This is a genomic window from Domibacillus aminovorans, assembly GCF_001643235.1.
GTDB lineage: Bacteria > Bacillota > Bacilli > Bacillales > Domibacillaceae > Domibacillus > Domibacillus aminovorans.
The window spans coordinates 41124-54804 of sequence record NZ_LQWY01000002.1 but is presented as its reverse complement, the minus strand read 5'-3'; the positions used below and the strand labels follow the sequence as shown (position 1 = coordinate 54804).

Below are 13681 nucleotides of genomic sequence, written 5' to 3'. Positions count from 1 at the left end.
ATAATAAATCCGGTAGTATAACCGGTTTATTCAACATGTTACGCTTCCTGGGATAAGGAAGGCTGTTCCTCCAAAATCGTAAACATTCCAGGTGATAAACGTTTGATCCACCCAATGTGAATGTCTTCTTGATCTACTAATAAACGATTGTTATGAGCAGAAAAGATAATTTTAGGCGTTTCCTGTGTTACTAATACGACTTGGTTGTCTATTTCATCCCCGTTCGTAATACTCACTTCATACACTCCTGGGGGAGGAAGAAGATAATAAGGGCTCGCTACGACTTCAACACTATTTTTAGTGGAAAATATCTTTCCTTGTATATGGTAATGCTCACCTAAATAGCGGTGGACAATATCCATTTTCCCTGAAGAAATTAACTTTCTTATTAAAGTAGAGCTGATTTTTTCTCCACCAAACTCCACTTTTTCTACTTTTATTCCTTCAATCAAGCCTTTCGAGTCCTCTTTTATTCGATCCATATTTCCTTTTCCGAATTGGCCATAATTAAAGTCAAATCCTGCTACTGCATACTTTACGCCAAAGTCAATAAGATATTTTCGGACAAATTGCTCAGGTGTTAAGGAAGCAAAGTCTTGATCAAATTGCACGATGTAAAATTTTTTCACACCTAGCTTTTTCAAAATTCGTTGTTTGACGATCATTGGCATTAAATATTGCATTTTTTTCTTGTCTCTCTTAAGCACTTCTTTAGGGTGCGGGAAAAAGCTCATACAGGCGAGCTGCAGTTGCTTTTCATCTGCTATTTTTTTAGCTTCTTTGATAACTTGTTGATGACCTAAATGAACTCCATCAAAAAAGCCTAAGGCGATCACACTTGGTTCATTTTCTGCGAGAAACGTATGCCGGTTGCTTTTATTTACATAAATGACTTCCAATGTTCCGCCTCCTAATCGTTATGTTATACAAATGAAGGTTCAGGCAGGCGATGTGCTGTATAAAAAGCGTCTCCGTCACTTTCACCGTCAAAGATAACCGTTGTTGTTGGGCTGAAAACGAATACGTCGCCTTCTTCAGCTACATATTTTTTCCCTTGATCATCACGAACAATGATTTTTCCTCTGAACACAATTTTGATTTCCAAGAATGTGTACGTAAATTCAAAGTCTTCTGAAGGCTGCATCGAGAAATAGCCCATTTGTAGAGCATGTTTATCTGTGCAAACCGGAACGTCGATAATTTGGCTTTCAAGATTCGGGATACCGAGGATGTCATTTAGTTCCTTCTTTTTATACGTTCCAGCTTTAATGAGCTTCACACCTGGCTTATCATTTAAATACGTCAATTCTTCTAACCATGCTGTTTCTGCACTCATTTCTTTCACTCCTTATTTATTTATAAAGTTATCCTAAAGTCTATATTAACTAACAATAAACTTTCCATAAATTCTAAATATAATAAATATTCAATTAATCATTGCATACTTTCTGTCGCCTAGATGAAGTAATATTGACATCCATATACAACAAAAGAACGGACACTACTAAGTAGTATCCGCCCAGGTTGTTAAAAGTCCGATATTTCAACTAACGGAAGTACAATCGTAATCGTTGTTCCTACGCTTACTTTGCTTTCTACTAAAATTTGACCTTCGTGTGCGGCAATAATTTTTTGCACGATCGACAAACCCAATCCATTTCCTTTAATTTTTTCGGTTTTTGTCCTTTTTTCTCGAAAGAACGGAAGAAAGATTTTTTCTTTATTATTTTCTGATATACCGATTCCATAATCTTTGAACGTAATGATCAGATTTTTATCTTGTTGATATGCGGAAATATCGATTTTTATTTTTTCTTTATTCTTTGGTTTGGAATATTTAACGGCATTCTCCAATATATTAATAAATACGCGATTCATTTTTTTAGGGTCAGCAAAAATGAAGTGTGAACCTATTTCATAGTCTTTCGCAATTTCTACATCGCATCCTTCTGATCGGATCGCGATCATGTCTAACGATTGTTCTATTAAGAAATCAAATGGAATGACTTCTTTGACGTAATCTCCATCATCATCCGTATTCATTTCAAATAAGTCATTAATTAATTGGATAATATGGTTGCTGCGCAGCAAGATGGAATTCATAATTTCTTTTTTTTGCACGTAAGGAAGTTCTGGATGATTCACTAAAATTTCCGTGTATTCCCTGACAGACGTTAATGGCGTTTTTAAATCGTGAGAAATCTGTGACATAAATTCTTTTCGTCGTTTCTCTGATTCTTGAAGTTGTTGGTTCGTATTCACTAACCGTTCATTCGCACTTTCCAGCTCTTCCGTCCGCTCTAACACTTTATCTTCTAATTGATGGGCTTTTAAGTTTAATTCGCCAACTAATTCTTGAATTTTTCGGTTCATAAAGTTAAACGCTACTGCTAAGTTGCCAATTTCATCTTCTTGCTTAATATGAAGTTCTTTCACAAAATTACCGTCAGCACTCTCTCTTAGTGCATTCGTTAACTGATCAATAGGCTGGGTGATCGTTCGTGAAAATCGATACGTCATATATAGTAGAATGGCAATTCCGAAAATTAAAAATACGAAAAGATGAGATAAAAAAAGAAGCATATGCTTATTTGTCTGTGCCTTTGTACTTTTGACAATAGGTTCTACAATATCCGACTCTGAAATGATAAAGTTGAGACTCCATCCATTATTTAATGACGAAGATAACAGATAAGCATCCGAATTCGAATACGTGATTGGCAGGATGCCTTCTTTATTTTTTAACGCACTCTTCATAATGGACTCGTTTTCCTTGATCCCGTCTGCCTTCGTTTGTCCCGAGATAAAATTCCCTTTCTCATCGATTAAAAAGGCAAAGGCGTTTGGTTCACTGAATTCAACATTCATTAATTTGTTTGTGATGTTTTCAATTGGCACATCTAAACCGACCATCCCTTTAAAATCGCCTGTAGATAAATAAACAGGTGCTCCGACAGATATGAGCCAGTCCTGTTTCGTTACATCGCCAATCGGTTTAGCCGACCATATATAAGGTGTCGTCCATTTCACTTTACGCTCCGGATTTAAAGATACTGTATAAAATTCATAATCTTGAAAACGCAGATCCGGTGAAAATGTCTTCTCCGCAATGGCTGCTTCTACATCAAGAAAAGGATAATATAACCAAGAAGAAGTCGGCAGCGCTAAGTAAACGGCATTGATCATGGATTCATTTTTCATCGTTTGAACAAACAATGGTTCAAGCTGCTTGGCTATTTCCAAGTCATTGATTGTAGCCTCAGGCGAACCACTTGATAAAGAACTAATAAAAACATTTGTTTTTTCATATTTATCTTCAAATGTTTCCCACAAATAGCCTTCTTTCCCTTTTGTCAAATTCAGTTCATTTGTAAGAGCTAGATTAGGCTGACTATAAATGGTTTCTGCTTGTTTTTGAATTAATCTTAACGTATTTTCAAGATTGTGCAAATCCGTATTCAAATTTTGCGTTTCTTTTTGAAGATATAACTGTTTTTGAGAAATAACTTCTTTTTTTGTATCCGCTATATGATCTTTCATAATTTGATTCGATAAATTGCTTCCTTGGTACATACTGTATGCTGCGATCATCACAAACGGAATAAAAGAGATCATCGTTGTAAATAGTAAAATTTTAAAATAATAAGATTTCCTAAATTTAAATGGACGTTTGAACAAACTTGTAGCCTACCCCCCTCATTGTAACGATGTAGGAAGGGTTTACTGGATAATCTTCAATCTTCTTCCTCAAATTTGAAATATGGACGATAATCGTACTCTTCTCACTAAACGAATCATATCCCCAAATTTGATCTAATAGCTGCTCCGCTGAGAATACTTGATTTGGATTTTGAGCAAAAAAGGTGAGCAGTTCAAATTCTTTCGCTGTTAATTCAATGACTTTTCCATTCCGTGTTACTTCCCGGGCAGACAGATCGATGACAATATCGTCAAAAGAAATGCGCTTCTTAGAAGCATTTTGATTGTGGTTGATCGAATTTCTTCTTAAGTGGGCTTTAATGCGGGCGATTAAAACCCTCGAATTAAAGGGCTTTTCAATATAATCATCGCCCCCCATCGCAAAAGCTAAAATTTTTTCTCTGTCCTCATTATTACAGGTTACATATAAAATGGGGACAGCCGTCATTTCACGCAGCTGCTGACATAAATCAATTCCGTTCATATCAGGTAATTCGATGTCTAAAAGAATAAGATCGGGTTCATTTTCCCGAACCTGTTTAATCGCTTCCATTCCCGTTCCGGCAATCGTATAGCCAAACCCTTCGAGAGATAAATTCATCGATATAATCTTCTGTATATCCATATCGTCTTCAACAATTAAAATTTCATCCACGTTTATCTGCCTCCCTCTATCCATTCTTTAAATAAATTTTCCCAGCTTCCATTCCCGTTCCGGCAATCGTATAGCCAAAGCCTTCAAGAGATAAATTCATCGATATAATCTTCTGTGTATCCATATCGTCTTCAACAATTAAAATTTCATTCAAGTTTATCTGCCTCCATTTATCCATTTTAAAAATTACTTTTTTAATTTTCTGAAATATGATGGCGAACTTGATAAGAAATTCATGTTCTTTATTAACAAAGATTATCAAAATATAAAAGCGCTTTCAATCCTTTTAAATGAATATATGACATTTTAAAATTACAAAGCACAACGCATTTAAATTGATTCACGCAAAAATCATTGTTAAACCACCTCGTCCATTTTCCTTTTTTTATATATTTTAACACAACAAGCCAATCATTTTTACTCCCTAATCGACTAAATTAAACAAAATTTCGTTTGTATAAGTTAATTAATATGGAAAATAACGATAATTGAAGAAAAAGAATGAATTAGTGAGAAAAAGGCTCATGTTATTCGCTTTCATTGCCAATGTTATCGTTTACACCCGGATTGTTGCCGTTTACATTCACTTTGATAAAAAGTACTTTATGACCGATAATTAAGTCATACCAAATAGGAAGAGGGGAACGGACATGAACTTCATTCAAACAGTGAAAACAGCGATGAATGCTTACGGAAAACACCTTGTCAAAGCGCAGGAGTATGGACTTTTAAAAGCACAGCAATGCGGCGTTGTCATCGAACAAAATAAATAATTTTAGAATAGGAGAATGAACATGAACTTTATTAAAGTAGTGAAAAAAGCAATAAACGCTTATGGTGAAAAAATTGTCAAAGCACAAGAATACGGAATTTTCATGGAACAAAAAAAGTTTGGTCATAAAAGATGAAGAGTGTGATTTTATATAGCCGAATTAATCATAGTGATCCACCATCAACCGGTTCTCAACAATAAAAAAAGAGAATCGGTTTTTTTATGCAAAAAAGCTCAAAAACAGTTGATAATGATTCGGGGATTGGTTCCATGGTCGATTTATTAATTGACTGGATGCTTGGCTGTATAGATGTGTACGCCCGGAGCAATAAGGCAGTTATCCCCTATTCGAATTTCACATACATCCAAAAATACACAATCAAAGTTTGCATAAAAATTTTGGCCAACATGAATATTGTAGCCGTAATCACAACGGAAAACAGGCTCTATATAACTATTTTCTCCCACTGATCCAAAGAGTTCTTTTAATAGTTCTGTGCGTTTTCGGTCTTCTGTTTCTACTGTTTCATTAATATAACCTCGTTATTCTTCGGGCATTTATCTGTTCTTTTACTAATTCCGGATCCGCTGCATAATACAGTTCGCCACTTAACATTTTATCTTTTTCTGTTTTCATTCCCCTACCTTCTCTATCATCCATATTAAAAATAGCCCTCTGTCCTTTAACAGGAATGAAGACTATTTTTAGTCTTAAATGAACTGTTATAATCATTTCAATATATATGTCAGATCATTCTATCTGTTCAATCTCAGATGTAATCACAATTGTTTCACCATCTGCCTCCATTTCATATTCGGCCTTCACTTCGCCATATCCTTTTACAAAATACTTACGGCTCACATCTCCATGTTCATTCATTTTCTCGATGACGATTACACGGTTAAATGTTCGAAGCGGAGTTGATAGAACAGCCGAATCATCGATGACAGTCCAGCCGTCAAACGAAGCACCGTTCTCAAGCGGAAGCTGTAAATACGTATAGAGCGGCTCAAGCGCTTGTAATTCACTCACAGTTGGCGTGTAATCTTCGTATGATTCCGCTTCTTCACGCACAACGACAATCCGATCATCTTCTATCCGAAACGTCCGTGCCACGACTGTGCCGCCATTGTCCTCATACACCGTTACATGTTTATTATTGTGCCATACTGTACGCGTCGTGTACGTTGCATACTCATTGCCCTCTCCTCTAAATGAAGCCGTTTGACCGTTCTTTAGGAAAAACGAAGAAAGGGCTGCTTCTTCAGGAGCCTCAGGCGTATAAACGTAGGCACGTGCAAGAAATGCCGCAAACTGTTCCCTTGTGACAGCCCTATTCGGTCTGTAGTAACCGTCCTCGTATCCATATGCAATTCCCGCCGCTACCACATTTTCAATATATGGATACGCAGCAGACGTTTTCGATATATCCGGAAAGTGAATGTCCACCGCTTCTGTGATGTCAAATGCACGACCGAGGATGATCGCTAATTGCGCACGTGTGACGGTTTGATTTGGTCTATACGTACCATCTGGAAACCCGGACAGAATTCCTTCTTCAACAGCAGACTCAATGTAGCCTGACGCTGTATTAGATAAGTGAACGTCTGAAAACGATGTTGTTCTCTTTGTACCGTCAAGGTCAAATGTTTTTCCGATTAAAATGGCTGCTTGTGCACGCGTCACATTTTCTTCCGGCCTGAATGTACCGTCTGTAAATCCCGAAATAATCTCAAGATTCGATAACAGATCAATTTCTTCATAGAAACGATTCGATTCCGGAACATCTCTGAACGTAGCCGCACTGGCAAATGAGCCAACGAGACTGAGAACGAGGGTAAAGACAACCACACCGACTAATGACTTTTTCACACGATTATCCCCCTTTCTAATTGTAAGAATATTATAAAATTTTAGGTGATAATCGTACAGTGCATTAATAACTGTGTTTTATACATTTCATTCATCAAACGAATCCGGCAGCACTTTTTTCGATGCAATGACTGCTGCCTCTTCTGACCGTTCATTACTATTTCTGACCACTCGTCAAATTTCTTCTATAAGGTAAAGATAACGTGAAAAGGAAAGCAAGAGCAGGATTGGCGTTATTTTCAGCAAAATCAGTTACACTGAACGGAAGGAGAGGATTAAATGGCGGAACATATCTTTCATTTAAAAGCGGACTGGCCTGGTGCCCGGAATGATGTCGGGACAATTGAAGCAAAGAATTTAAAAACAGACGTGTCCATCCCGCCTGAAATGGATGGTCCGGGCGTCGGCACGAATCCTGATGAGATGCTGCTCGGAGCGGCCGCAACGTGCTACATTATTACGCTTGCTGCGATGCTAGAGCGCAATAAGCTCGAAAAGGTTTCCCTCACAATGGAATCAGAAGGCATTGTCGATGTGACGAACGGCATAATTACGTATAAAAAAATTATTCACCGGCCAACTATCGTATTAAAAGCGGAGGCGACAGAAAAAGATGTCCAGCTTGCGTATAAACTGATGGAAAAAGCGGAAAAATCATGCATGATCAGCCGCGCAATTAAAGGAAATGTCGAAATTGACCTGCAGACAGCTGTTGAAAAAATGCTATTATAATGGCGAGGAGTGAACATTTATGAAAACAGCTGTCATTATCGGAGGCGGCATCACGGGCTTGTCCGCCTTGTATTATTTACAAAAACAACAACTAAATCTACAGGTCATTCTCGTTGAACAAAACGAGGAACTCGGCGGCAAAATCCGCACGGTGAGAAACGATGAATTTATTATGGAAGCAGGCGCCGATTCGATTGTCGCTCGAAACGAAGGTGTGATGCCGCTCATCGAGGAACTTGATTTGCTTGATGAACTCGTCTATAACGAAACGGGTACATCCTATATATACACCGACAATATGCTGCATAAAGTTCCTAAAGACACCATTTTCGGCATTCCGACAAGTGTCGAGTCGCTTTTTAGCAGCACATTAATTTCAGAGAAAGGCAAGCAGGAAGCGATGCTTGACTTTGAAAAAACGGAAAATAACTTTACAATCGACAGTTCTGTCGGCTCATTTTTGGAGTATTTTTTAGGTGAAGAAATCGTCGAAAAACAAATTTCTCCGATTTTATCCGGTGTGTATTCAGGGAAACTGGATACGCTGACGATGAAATCCACACTGCCCTATTTACTTGATTACAAAAATAAATATGGCAGCATTATTAAAGGATTTTCCGAGAACAAAAAAACCTTTCAATCTGCTGGTAACAAAAAGTTTATTTCCTTTAAAAACGGCCTTTCAACACTTATTGACCGTCTTGAGGAACGTTCCGGTAATGCACGTGTGTTAAAAGGGGTCCGTATCACCCACATTGAAAAAACGGGCGATGCGTATGAACTTTCATTTGATAACGACGAAAACATTCAAGCTGATTTTGTCGTGTTGAGCACTCCGCATGACGCAGCACAGCGCATGTTGAAAGCGCCGGAGCTCGATGCGGATTTCAATGATCTGACTAATTCATCGCTGGCGAGCGTCTATATCGGATTTGATATTTCCGATGACCGCCTCCCCGCTGACGGGACCGGATTTATCGTCACAGAAGGCAGCGACTTAATGTGCGATGCCTGTACATGGACGAGTCGAAAATGGGCGCATACGTCTCAACATCACCAATTATTAGTCCGGTTATTTTACAAAAGCTCAAATCCAAATTATGAAGCGTTGAAACAAATGAATGAAGAGGAATTAACGAAAGCGGCGCTGTCTGATATTCAGAACAGTCTTGGCATAATCGAAAAACCGCATTCTGTTAACGTGACACGATGGACAGATTTAATGCCTAATTACCATTTGAAGCATAGTCAGGCCGTCTCGTCTTTATCACAAAAAATGGCGGATCTTTTCCCTAATGTGCTACTCGCCGGCTGTTCGTATTACGGTGTCGGCATTGGGGCTTGCATCACCAATGGTAAAAACATCGCGGATACAATCGCAAACTCCTGGAAAAACTAACGTGAATTGATTTCAAAGGAGTGAGTTGAATGAGCGAAAAAGAAGAAAATTACGATGAAGTGTTCGAAAAAAATGTCAAACAGATTCAAGTGGAAAAAAATAAAAAACTCGAAGCTATCGCGGGCGTCCCCGATCAGCAAAACCGGCTGAAAACGGTGGAAAATCGCCGCATGTGATAGGTAGCATCTCCTTGGAATGTCCCAAGGAGATTTTTTTATGCTGATAGATGAATTAATCGACTTTAAAATAATCACAAACGACTTGGCCGACTGATTTCGCAGCGACGAGGAGAGCGTCTTCATCAATATCAAATTTCGGATGATGGTTAAAATACGGTGTTTCAACTCCTTTTGGTCTACAGCCTATGAAAAAGAAGGTGCCTGGAATTTTTTCAGCGTAGTAAGCAAAGTCTTCTGATGCCGAAATCATCGGAAATTCCATCACTTTCTGAATATCCGGATCATTCATGCTTTGTAGGCTGGCCACAACCGTTTCAGTCACTTGCGGATCATTGTAAAGCGGCGGGTAATCAGATGTATACGTCAACTCGCATTTGACGCCAAATTCCACTTCGATTCCGCTTGTAATGCGATGAATTTCTTTATCGATTAGCTGCTGTGTATCACCGTTCATGTAGCGCACATCTCCTTCAAGCTCCACGCTGTCTTTGATCACATTGAACGTTCCTTTTCCGTCGAAAGAACCGATCGTTACGACACCTGCTTCAAACGGATTTAACCGGCGGCTGACGACCGTTTGAACAGCAGTGACAAAATGAGCGCCTGCGATAATAGCATCATTGGCCATATGAGGAGAAGATCCGTGGCCGCCTGTGCCTTGAATGACGAGTTTAAAATACGATCTGCCGGCCATCGCATAGCCGCTCCGGTAGCCGACCACACCCGCCGGTTCAGTCGGAAACAAGTGAATACCGTAAATCGAGTCCAGATCATCAAGTACACCGGAATCAACAATGCTTTTTGCGCCGCCTGGCGGTGTTTCTTCCGCATGCTGATGAATAATTTTGATCGAACCTGCAATTGACGATTTTAACTGAATGAGGCAATCGGCCAGCACTAACATGTATGCCGTATGCCCATCGTGTCCACATGCATGCATGACGCCTTCATTTTTCGATTTAAACGGCACATCCGTTTCTTCAAAAATCGGCAGTGCATCAAAATCAGCCCGGAGACCAATCGTTTTCCCCGGTTTGCCACCATGAATGGTGACGATGATGCCAAGGCCATTTCCAACATTCGTTTGAACGTTCATATCTTTTCCTTTGTAAAAGTCCACGATGAATTGAGCCGTTTTTTGTTCTTGAAACGATAGCTCGGGGTTTTCATGTAAATAGCGGCGTATTTGAATCATTTCCTCTTTCCGCGCATCCAGCATTTTCATTAATTGTGTTTTCACGATTGCATCTCCTTATCCCCGTAGTTCGAGTTTGATTAGTAGTATGCCATATATGTACCCTTATTTTTCAGAAAAACACAGATTTACTTAATCTGGAATACTCTGGTTCCTGTTCAATGAATTCTAATAAACTTTGTAAATAGTACCACATCATTACAAAGTTTATATAAAAAATCTATTACTTAATGTTAATTTTTTGTAAATTCAGACTTTTCCATTTTAATTCGTGTTATAGTCACTATGCTTTACCTTTCGCTTCTTTTACTTTGTAAAGGGAGTGCATGTTTCATCAAATCCGTTTATATAGGAGGAGTTATTCATGGATTCTAATTGGAAGAAAAAATTTCTAGTTGGTGGAATGGCCGCTACTTTAACACTTGGGGGATTGACGGGCTGCGCTGAGGGAGAAGATCAAGATACGGGTGTCGACGATGAACAGCAAGAAGATCAAGTAGAAGAAGAAACGGAAGATGGCACTACTGAAGAAAAAACGGAATAATAATAGGATAAAGTGAAACTTCATTCAGTAGGGGGAGTTTTCTTCATCCCCCACTTATCCTTCTTTTCTTTTCGAAAACTTGAAGTGGGGGTCTTACTGCCCGTTAATGCGGGATAAAAAGAATTTGTCTTTTTGCTTCAATCATTCAAGCCCTGACTTCTATTAAGAAGTTGGGGCTTTACATTTAATAATGCAGATATATTTTCTCCTTTCTGACCATTCTCCTCGATTTCTGATCGCTCGCTGCTATTTCTGACTACTCGCCATCATTCTTGTAGATGAAGCACAAAGGTCTCTCAAATAAGACGTGCCATCGACTTATTGCTTGACGCCACAGAGCTCTGCTAAAAATGATACGCGGTCTTTTTCAAATTCATCGTCACATTCAACGACTGTCTCTTCTTTTTTAAACCAGTCTGGGAGCATCTCTTTCCGGGCTGGTTTTTTCGATTTGACATTCTCTTTCTCCCAATTGCGTAAAATGGCGCGTATGTATGCCCATGTCGTAATACCTTTTGCCCGGGCGAGTTCCACCGCTTCTGCGACACGTTCATTCCCAAGTGATTTCTCAAACATTTCGCGTTCCGATAAAGAATAATCTCCTGTTGAAGTCTTTTGTTTGTTACTCTCTGTTATAGGTGTAGCCAATGTGGTCATATCGTCTGTCTGATCAGACGCTTTCTCCCCGTTAACATGATCAAATGGGCTCATCATCGATTCTATCATCTCGTAATCAATCGTATACCATTTCGTTCGGTCAAATGCCATTACGCTAAAGTTGTCCGTAAGCAGTAATCCCTGTTTCTCAAGTCCTCTTAACGTGCGGCGAATCGTCGTCATCGACCAAGATGAAAAGAAGTGCCGCCAATGTAGTTTCGATTTTTACGCATTCACTGTATATAACAAGGAGAAAGGAGGAATGCCACTATGGACATGATTTTGCCGCTTATCCAAGACGTCGGATTCCCGATCGCAGTCACGTTTTACTTACTGTACCGGATCGAAACGAAACTCGATGGCGTCATCCAATCCATCCAGACCCTTCCGGACAAAATGAAACCGTAACATGTTTCAAATATGTGCCCGCTTCAAATAGTTCGTACGTTTCTTTAGGCAGACAACGCGACGTTTTTTCTACCAAACAAACTTTTTTCAAATGAGAGTATCGATTTTCAAATTTTCGCTGTACATAACAAATGAAAGGAGGGGGATACAACATGGCTCAGTCAATATTAAACAAATCGACGCTTCGTCTCGTGTTTGATAACGGGATTGATGAATCTGGCAAAGCAGTATTTAAAACGAAGTCGTATTCAAACGTCGATCCAGTCTCAACAGCGGATCAGTTCCAAGCAGCGGCCGCAGCAATTGCTACACTTTCATCTTTGCCGCTTTCATCAGTCGAACGCAGTGACACTTCTATCATTAACTAACTAAAAAAGGAGGGCTTTTCTTATGGCCAAAACATTGCAGCTCCAATTCAACACATCAGAGGGCGGAAGCGCGAGCGTCACGATTGATGCACCGATCGAACCAGTCAATGCCGTGGCTATTCAGCAGGCAATGGATGCGATCATTGCATCAGGCGCGTTCATTTCGACAACCGGCCCGTTTCTTTCCGTAAAAAAAGCAAGTTTGATCGACCGTGAAGTCACAGACATTCTGTAATCAAAACGAAGCCGATCCACTCTGGGTCGGCTTTTTCTTATTCTCGGTGAAACAATCCGACTACTTCGACGGTTTGCGTTATATTTACAAATGCAGTCGGGTCCACATCGTGAATGATTTGCTTTACATCATTTAGTTGATAACGCGTAATAACTGTCATGAGCACCATCCGTTTTTCCCCGGAGTACGCCCCTTTCGCATCCATCACGGTAATGCCCCGGTACAAACTTGCAAGCAACCTTTCACATATTTCATCTCCTTTAGAAGTGACAATGTTGAGCGTTAGTTTAATATGTTTCGTATGAATCATATCAACGACTTTTCCGGTCGCATATATCCCAATCAGTGTGTTCAATGCCGTGTCCCAGCTGAACAAAAACCCAGCAAACACGACGATCACGGCGTTCATCATCGACAATAGTAAACCGAGTGGAAAGTCTCTTTTTCGTGCTAATAGCATCGCAATAATATCCAATCCGCCCGATGACGCTGATGCGCGGAATGTGATGCCTGCCCCTATACCGGTCAGTACGCCGCCAAATAAGGAGGACAAAATTGGTTCGGTTGAAAGCTTGATGACAGGCACAACATAGAGCCCAATTGATAATGTGACGACGGACAAAATCGTATAGGCAATGAACCGTTTACCTAGTTTCATGACACCGAGAATAAGAAGCGGAAAATTGAGTAGCAAGTTCAGCACGCCAGTGTTGAGCGGCGTTATAATACCGAGCATAATCGCAATACCGCTTAAGCCACTGCTCAAAATTTCATGTGGAATTAAAAAGAAATTGAAAGCGAATGCAACAAGCACCGCGCCAGCAATAATAAGTACAATGTGCATGCGATGACCTCCCTTTTTCTTCATTATAAGAGAGAATTTATGACTATCTTAAAAAATAGTGTTTTCAGAAAAGCGGAAAATGCGTGTTTTTTTGGCCAGTGCGTTATAATTAAGAAAAGAC

Annotated in this window: 17 protein-coding genes and 1 pseudogene; 8 read left to right on the top strand and 10 right to left on the bottom strand. The window is 39.5% G+C overall.

Annotated features, from left to right (window positions below):
• Nucleotides 1-38: 38 nt before the first annotated feature.
• The 5 genes from AWH49_RS00875 to AWH49_RS19805 all read right to left on the bottom strand — a co-directional run bounded on the left by AWH49_RS00875 (nucleotide 39) and on the right by AWH49_RS19805 (nucleotide 4508).
• A complete protein-coding gene (locus AWH49_RS00875) occupies nucleotides 39-899 on the bottom strand; it encodes an FAD synthetase family protein (RefSeq protein ID WP_063964356.1) in 861 nt (286 codons plus the stop codon).
• Between the two features lie 23 nt (nucleotides 900-922).
• Nucleotides 923-1336 carry a cupin domain-containing protein gene (locus tag AWH49_RS00870; RefSeq protein WP_018394371.1) on the bottom strand — a complete coding sequence of 138 codons (414 nt, stop codon included), beginning with the start codon at nucleotides 1334-1336 and terminating at the stop codon, nucleotides 923-925.
• Nucleotides 1337-1527: 191 nt separating this feature from the next.
• On the bottom strand, nucleotides 1528-3678 hold the full coding sequence (locus AWH49_RS00865) for a HAMP domain-containing histidine kinase (protein ID WP_063964355.1): 2151 nt from the start codon (nucleotides 3676-3678) through the stop codon (nucleotides 1528-1530).
• The gene (locus AWH49_RS00860; protein WP_082862619.1) at nucleotides 3659-4354 is read right to left on the bottom strand and encodes a response regulator transcription factor; all 696 of its coding nucleotides are present in this window, start codon (nucleotides 4352-4354) and stop codon (nucleotides 3659-3661) included. Before AWH49_RS00860 ends, AWH49_RS00865 begins: the two co-directional genes overlap by 20 nt.
• A 16-nt stretch (nucleotides 4355-4370) precedes the next feature.
• Entirely contained in the window at nucleotides 4371-4508 is a 138-nt protein-coding gene (locus tag AWH49_RS19805; RefSeq protein ID WP_211268368.1) for a hypothetical protein, read from the bottom strand.
• Nucleotides 4509-5004: 496 nt separating this feature from the next.
• On the opposite strand from AWH49_RS19805, the gene AWH49_RS20910 reads away from it, so the two are divergent.
• Entirely contained in the window at nucleotides 5005-5127 is a 123-nt protein-coding gene (locus AWH49_RS20910; RefSeq protein ID WP_018394375.1) for a hypothetical protein, read from the top strand.
• Between the two features lie 284 nt (nucleotides 5128-5411).
• Here AWH49_RS20910 and AWH49_RS00855 read toward each other — a convergent pair.
• Both AWH49_RS00855 and AWH49_RS00850 read right to left on the bottom strand, forming a co-directional pair.
• Nucleotides 5412-5763, bottom strand: a pseudogene (locus AWH49_RS00855) (sugar O-acetyltransferase); the annotation flags it as partial.
• Between the two features lie 114 nt (nucleotides 5764-5877).
• Nucleotides 5878-6999 (bottom strand): S-layer homology domain-containing protein, encoded by a 1122-nt coding sequence (locus AWH49_RS00850; RefSeq protein ID WP_063964353.1) that lies wholly within the window; start codon nucleotides 6997-6999, stop codon nucleotides 5878-5880.
• A gap of 279 nt (nucleotides 7000-7278) precedes the next feature.
• Here AWH49_RS00850 and AWH49_RS00845 point away from each other — a divergent pair, with 279 nt between their 5' ends.
• The 3 genes from AWH49_RS00845 to AWH49_RS19800 are packed head-to-tail and all read left to right on the top strand — an operon-like array spanning nucleotide 7279 to nucleotide 9306.
• Nucleotides 7279-7731 carry an OsmC family protein gene (locus tag AWH49_RS00845; RefSeq protein ID WP_063964352.1) on the top strand — a complete coding sequence of 151 codons (453 nt, stop codon included), beginning with the start codon at nucleotides 7279-7281 and terminating at the stop codon, nucleotides 7729-7731.
• A gap of 19 nt (nucleotides 7732-7750) precedes the next feature.
• The gene (locus AWH49_RS00840) at nucleotides 7751-9130 is read left to right on the top strand and encodes a protoporphyrinogen oxidase (RefSeq protein ID WP_063964351.1); all 1380 of its coding nucleotides are present in this window, start codon (nucleotides 7751-7753) and stop codon (nucleotides 9128-9130) included.
• Nucleotides 9131-9159: 29 nt separating this feature from the next.
• The gene (locus tag AWH49_RS19800) at nucleotides 9160-9306 is read left to right on the top strand and encodes a hypothetical protein (RefSeq protein ID WP_157723648.1); all 147 of its coding nucleotides are present in this window, start codon (nucleotides 9160-9162) and stop codon (nucleotides 9304-9306) included.
• A gap of 55 nt (nucleotides 9307-9361) precedes the next feature.
• Here AWH49_RS19800 and AWH49_RS00835 read toward each other — a convergent pair whose 3' ends face one another.
• Nucleotides 9362-10549 (bottom strand): amidohydrolase, encoded by a 1188-nt coding sequence (locus AWH49_RS00835; protein ID WP_063964350.1) that lies wholly within the window; start codon nucleotides 10547-10549, stop codon nucleotides 9362-9364.
• A gap of 319 nt (nucleotides 10550-10868) precedes the next feature.
• On the opposite strand from AWH49_RS00835, the gene AWH49_RS00830 reads away from it, so the two are divergent.
• Entirely contained in the window at nucleotides 10869-11048 is a 180-nt protein-coding gene (locus AWH49_RS00830; RefSeq protein WP_018394383.1) for a hypothetical protein, read from the top strand.
• Nucleotides 11049-11366: 318 nt separating this feature from the next.
• Here the strand turns inward: AWH49_RS00830 and AWH49_RS00825 are convergent, their stop codons facing one another.
• The gene (locus AWH49_RS00825) at nucleotides 11367-11888 is read right to left on the bottom strand and encodes a DnaD domain protein (RefSeq protein WP_063964349.1); all 522 of its coding nucleotides are present in this window, start codon (nucleotides 11886-11888) and stop codon (nucleotides 11367-11369) included.
• A gap of 87 nt (nucleotides 11889-11975) precedes the next feature.
• On the opposite strand from AWH49_RS00825, the gene AWH49_RS00820 reads away from it, so the two are divergent.
• From AWH49_RS00820 to AWH49_RS00810, 3 genes are all read left to right on the top strand, one after another.
• A complete protein-coding gene (locus AWH49_RS00820; protein WP_034286478.1) occupies nucleotides 11976-12113 on the top strand; it encodes a YvrJ family protein in 138 nt (45 codons plus the stop codon).
• A 152-nt stretch (nucleotides 12114-12265) separates the two neighbouring features.
• Entirely contained in the window at nucleotides 12266-12481 is a 216-nt protein-coding gene (locus AWH49_RS00815; RefSeq protein WP_018394386.1) for a DUF1659 domain-containing protein, read from the top strand.
• 22 nt (nucleotides 12482-12503) lie between these two features.
• Nucleotides 12504-12716, top strand: a complete 213-nt coding sequence (locus AWH49_RS00810; RefSeq protein ID WP_018394387.1) for a DUF2922 domain-containing protein — start codon at nucleotides 12504-12506, stop codon at nucleotides 12714-12716.
• A gap of 37 nt (nucleotides 12717-12753) precedes the next feature.
• Here the strand turns inward: AWH49_RS00810 and AWH49_RS00805 are convergent, their stop codons facing one another.
• The gene (locus AWH49_RS00805; RefSeq protein WP_034286480.1) at nucleotides 12754-13560 is read right to left on the bottom strand and encodes a YitT family protein; all 807 of its coding nucleotides are present in this window, start codon (nucleotides 13558-13560) and stop codon (nucleotides 12754-12756) included.
• Nucleotides 13561-13681: the final 121 nt, after the last annotated feature.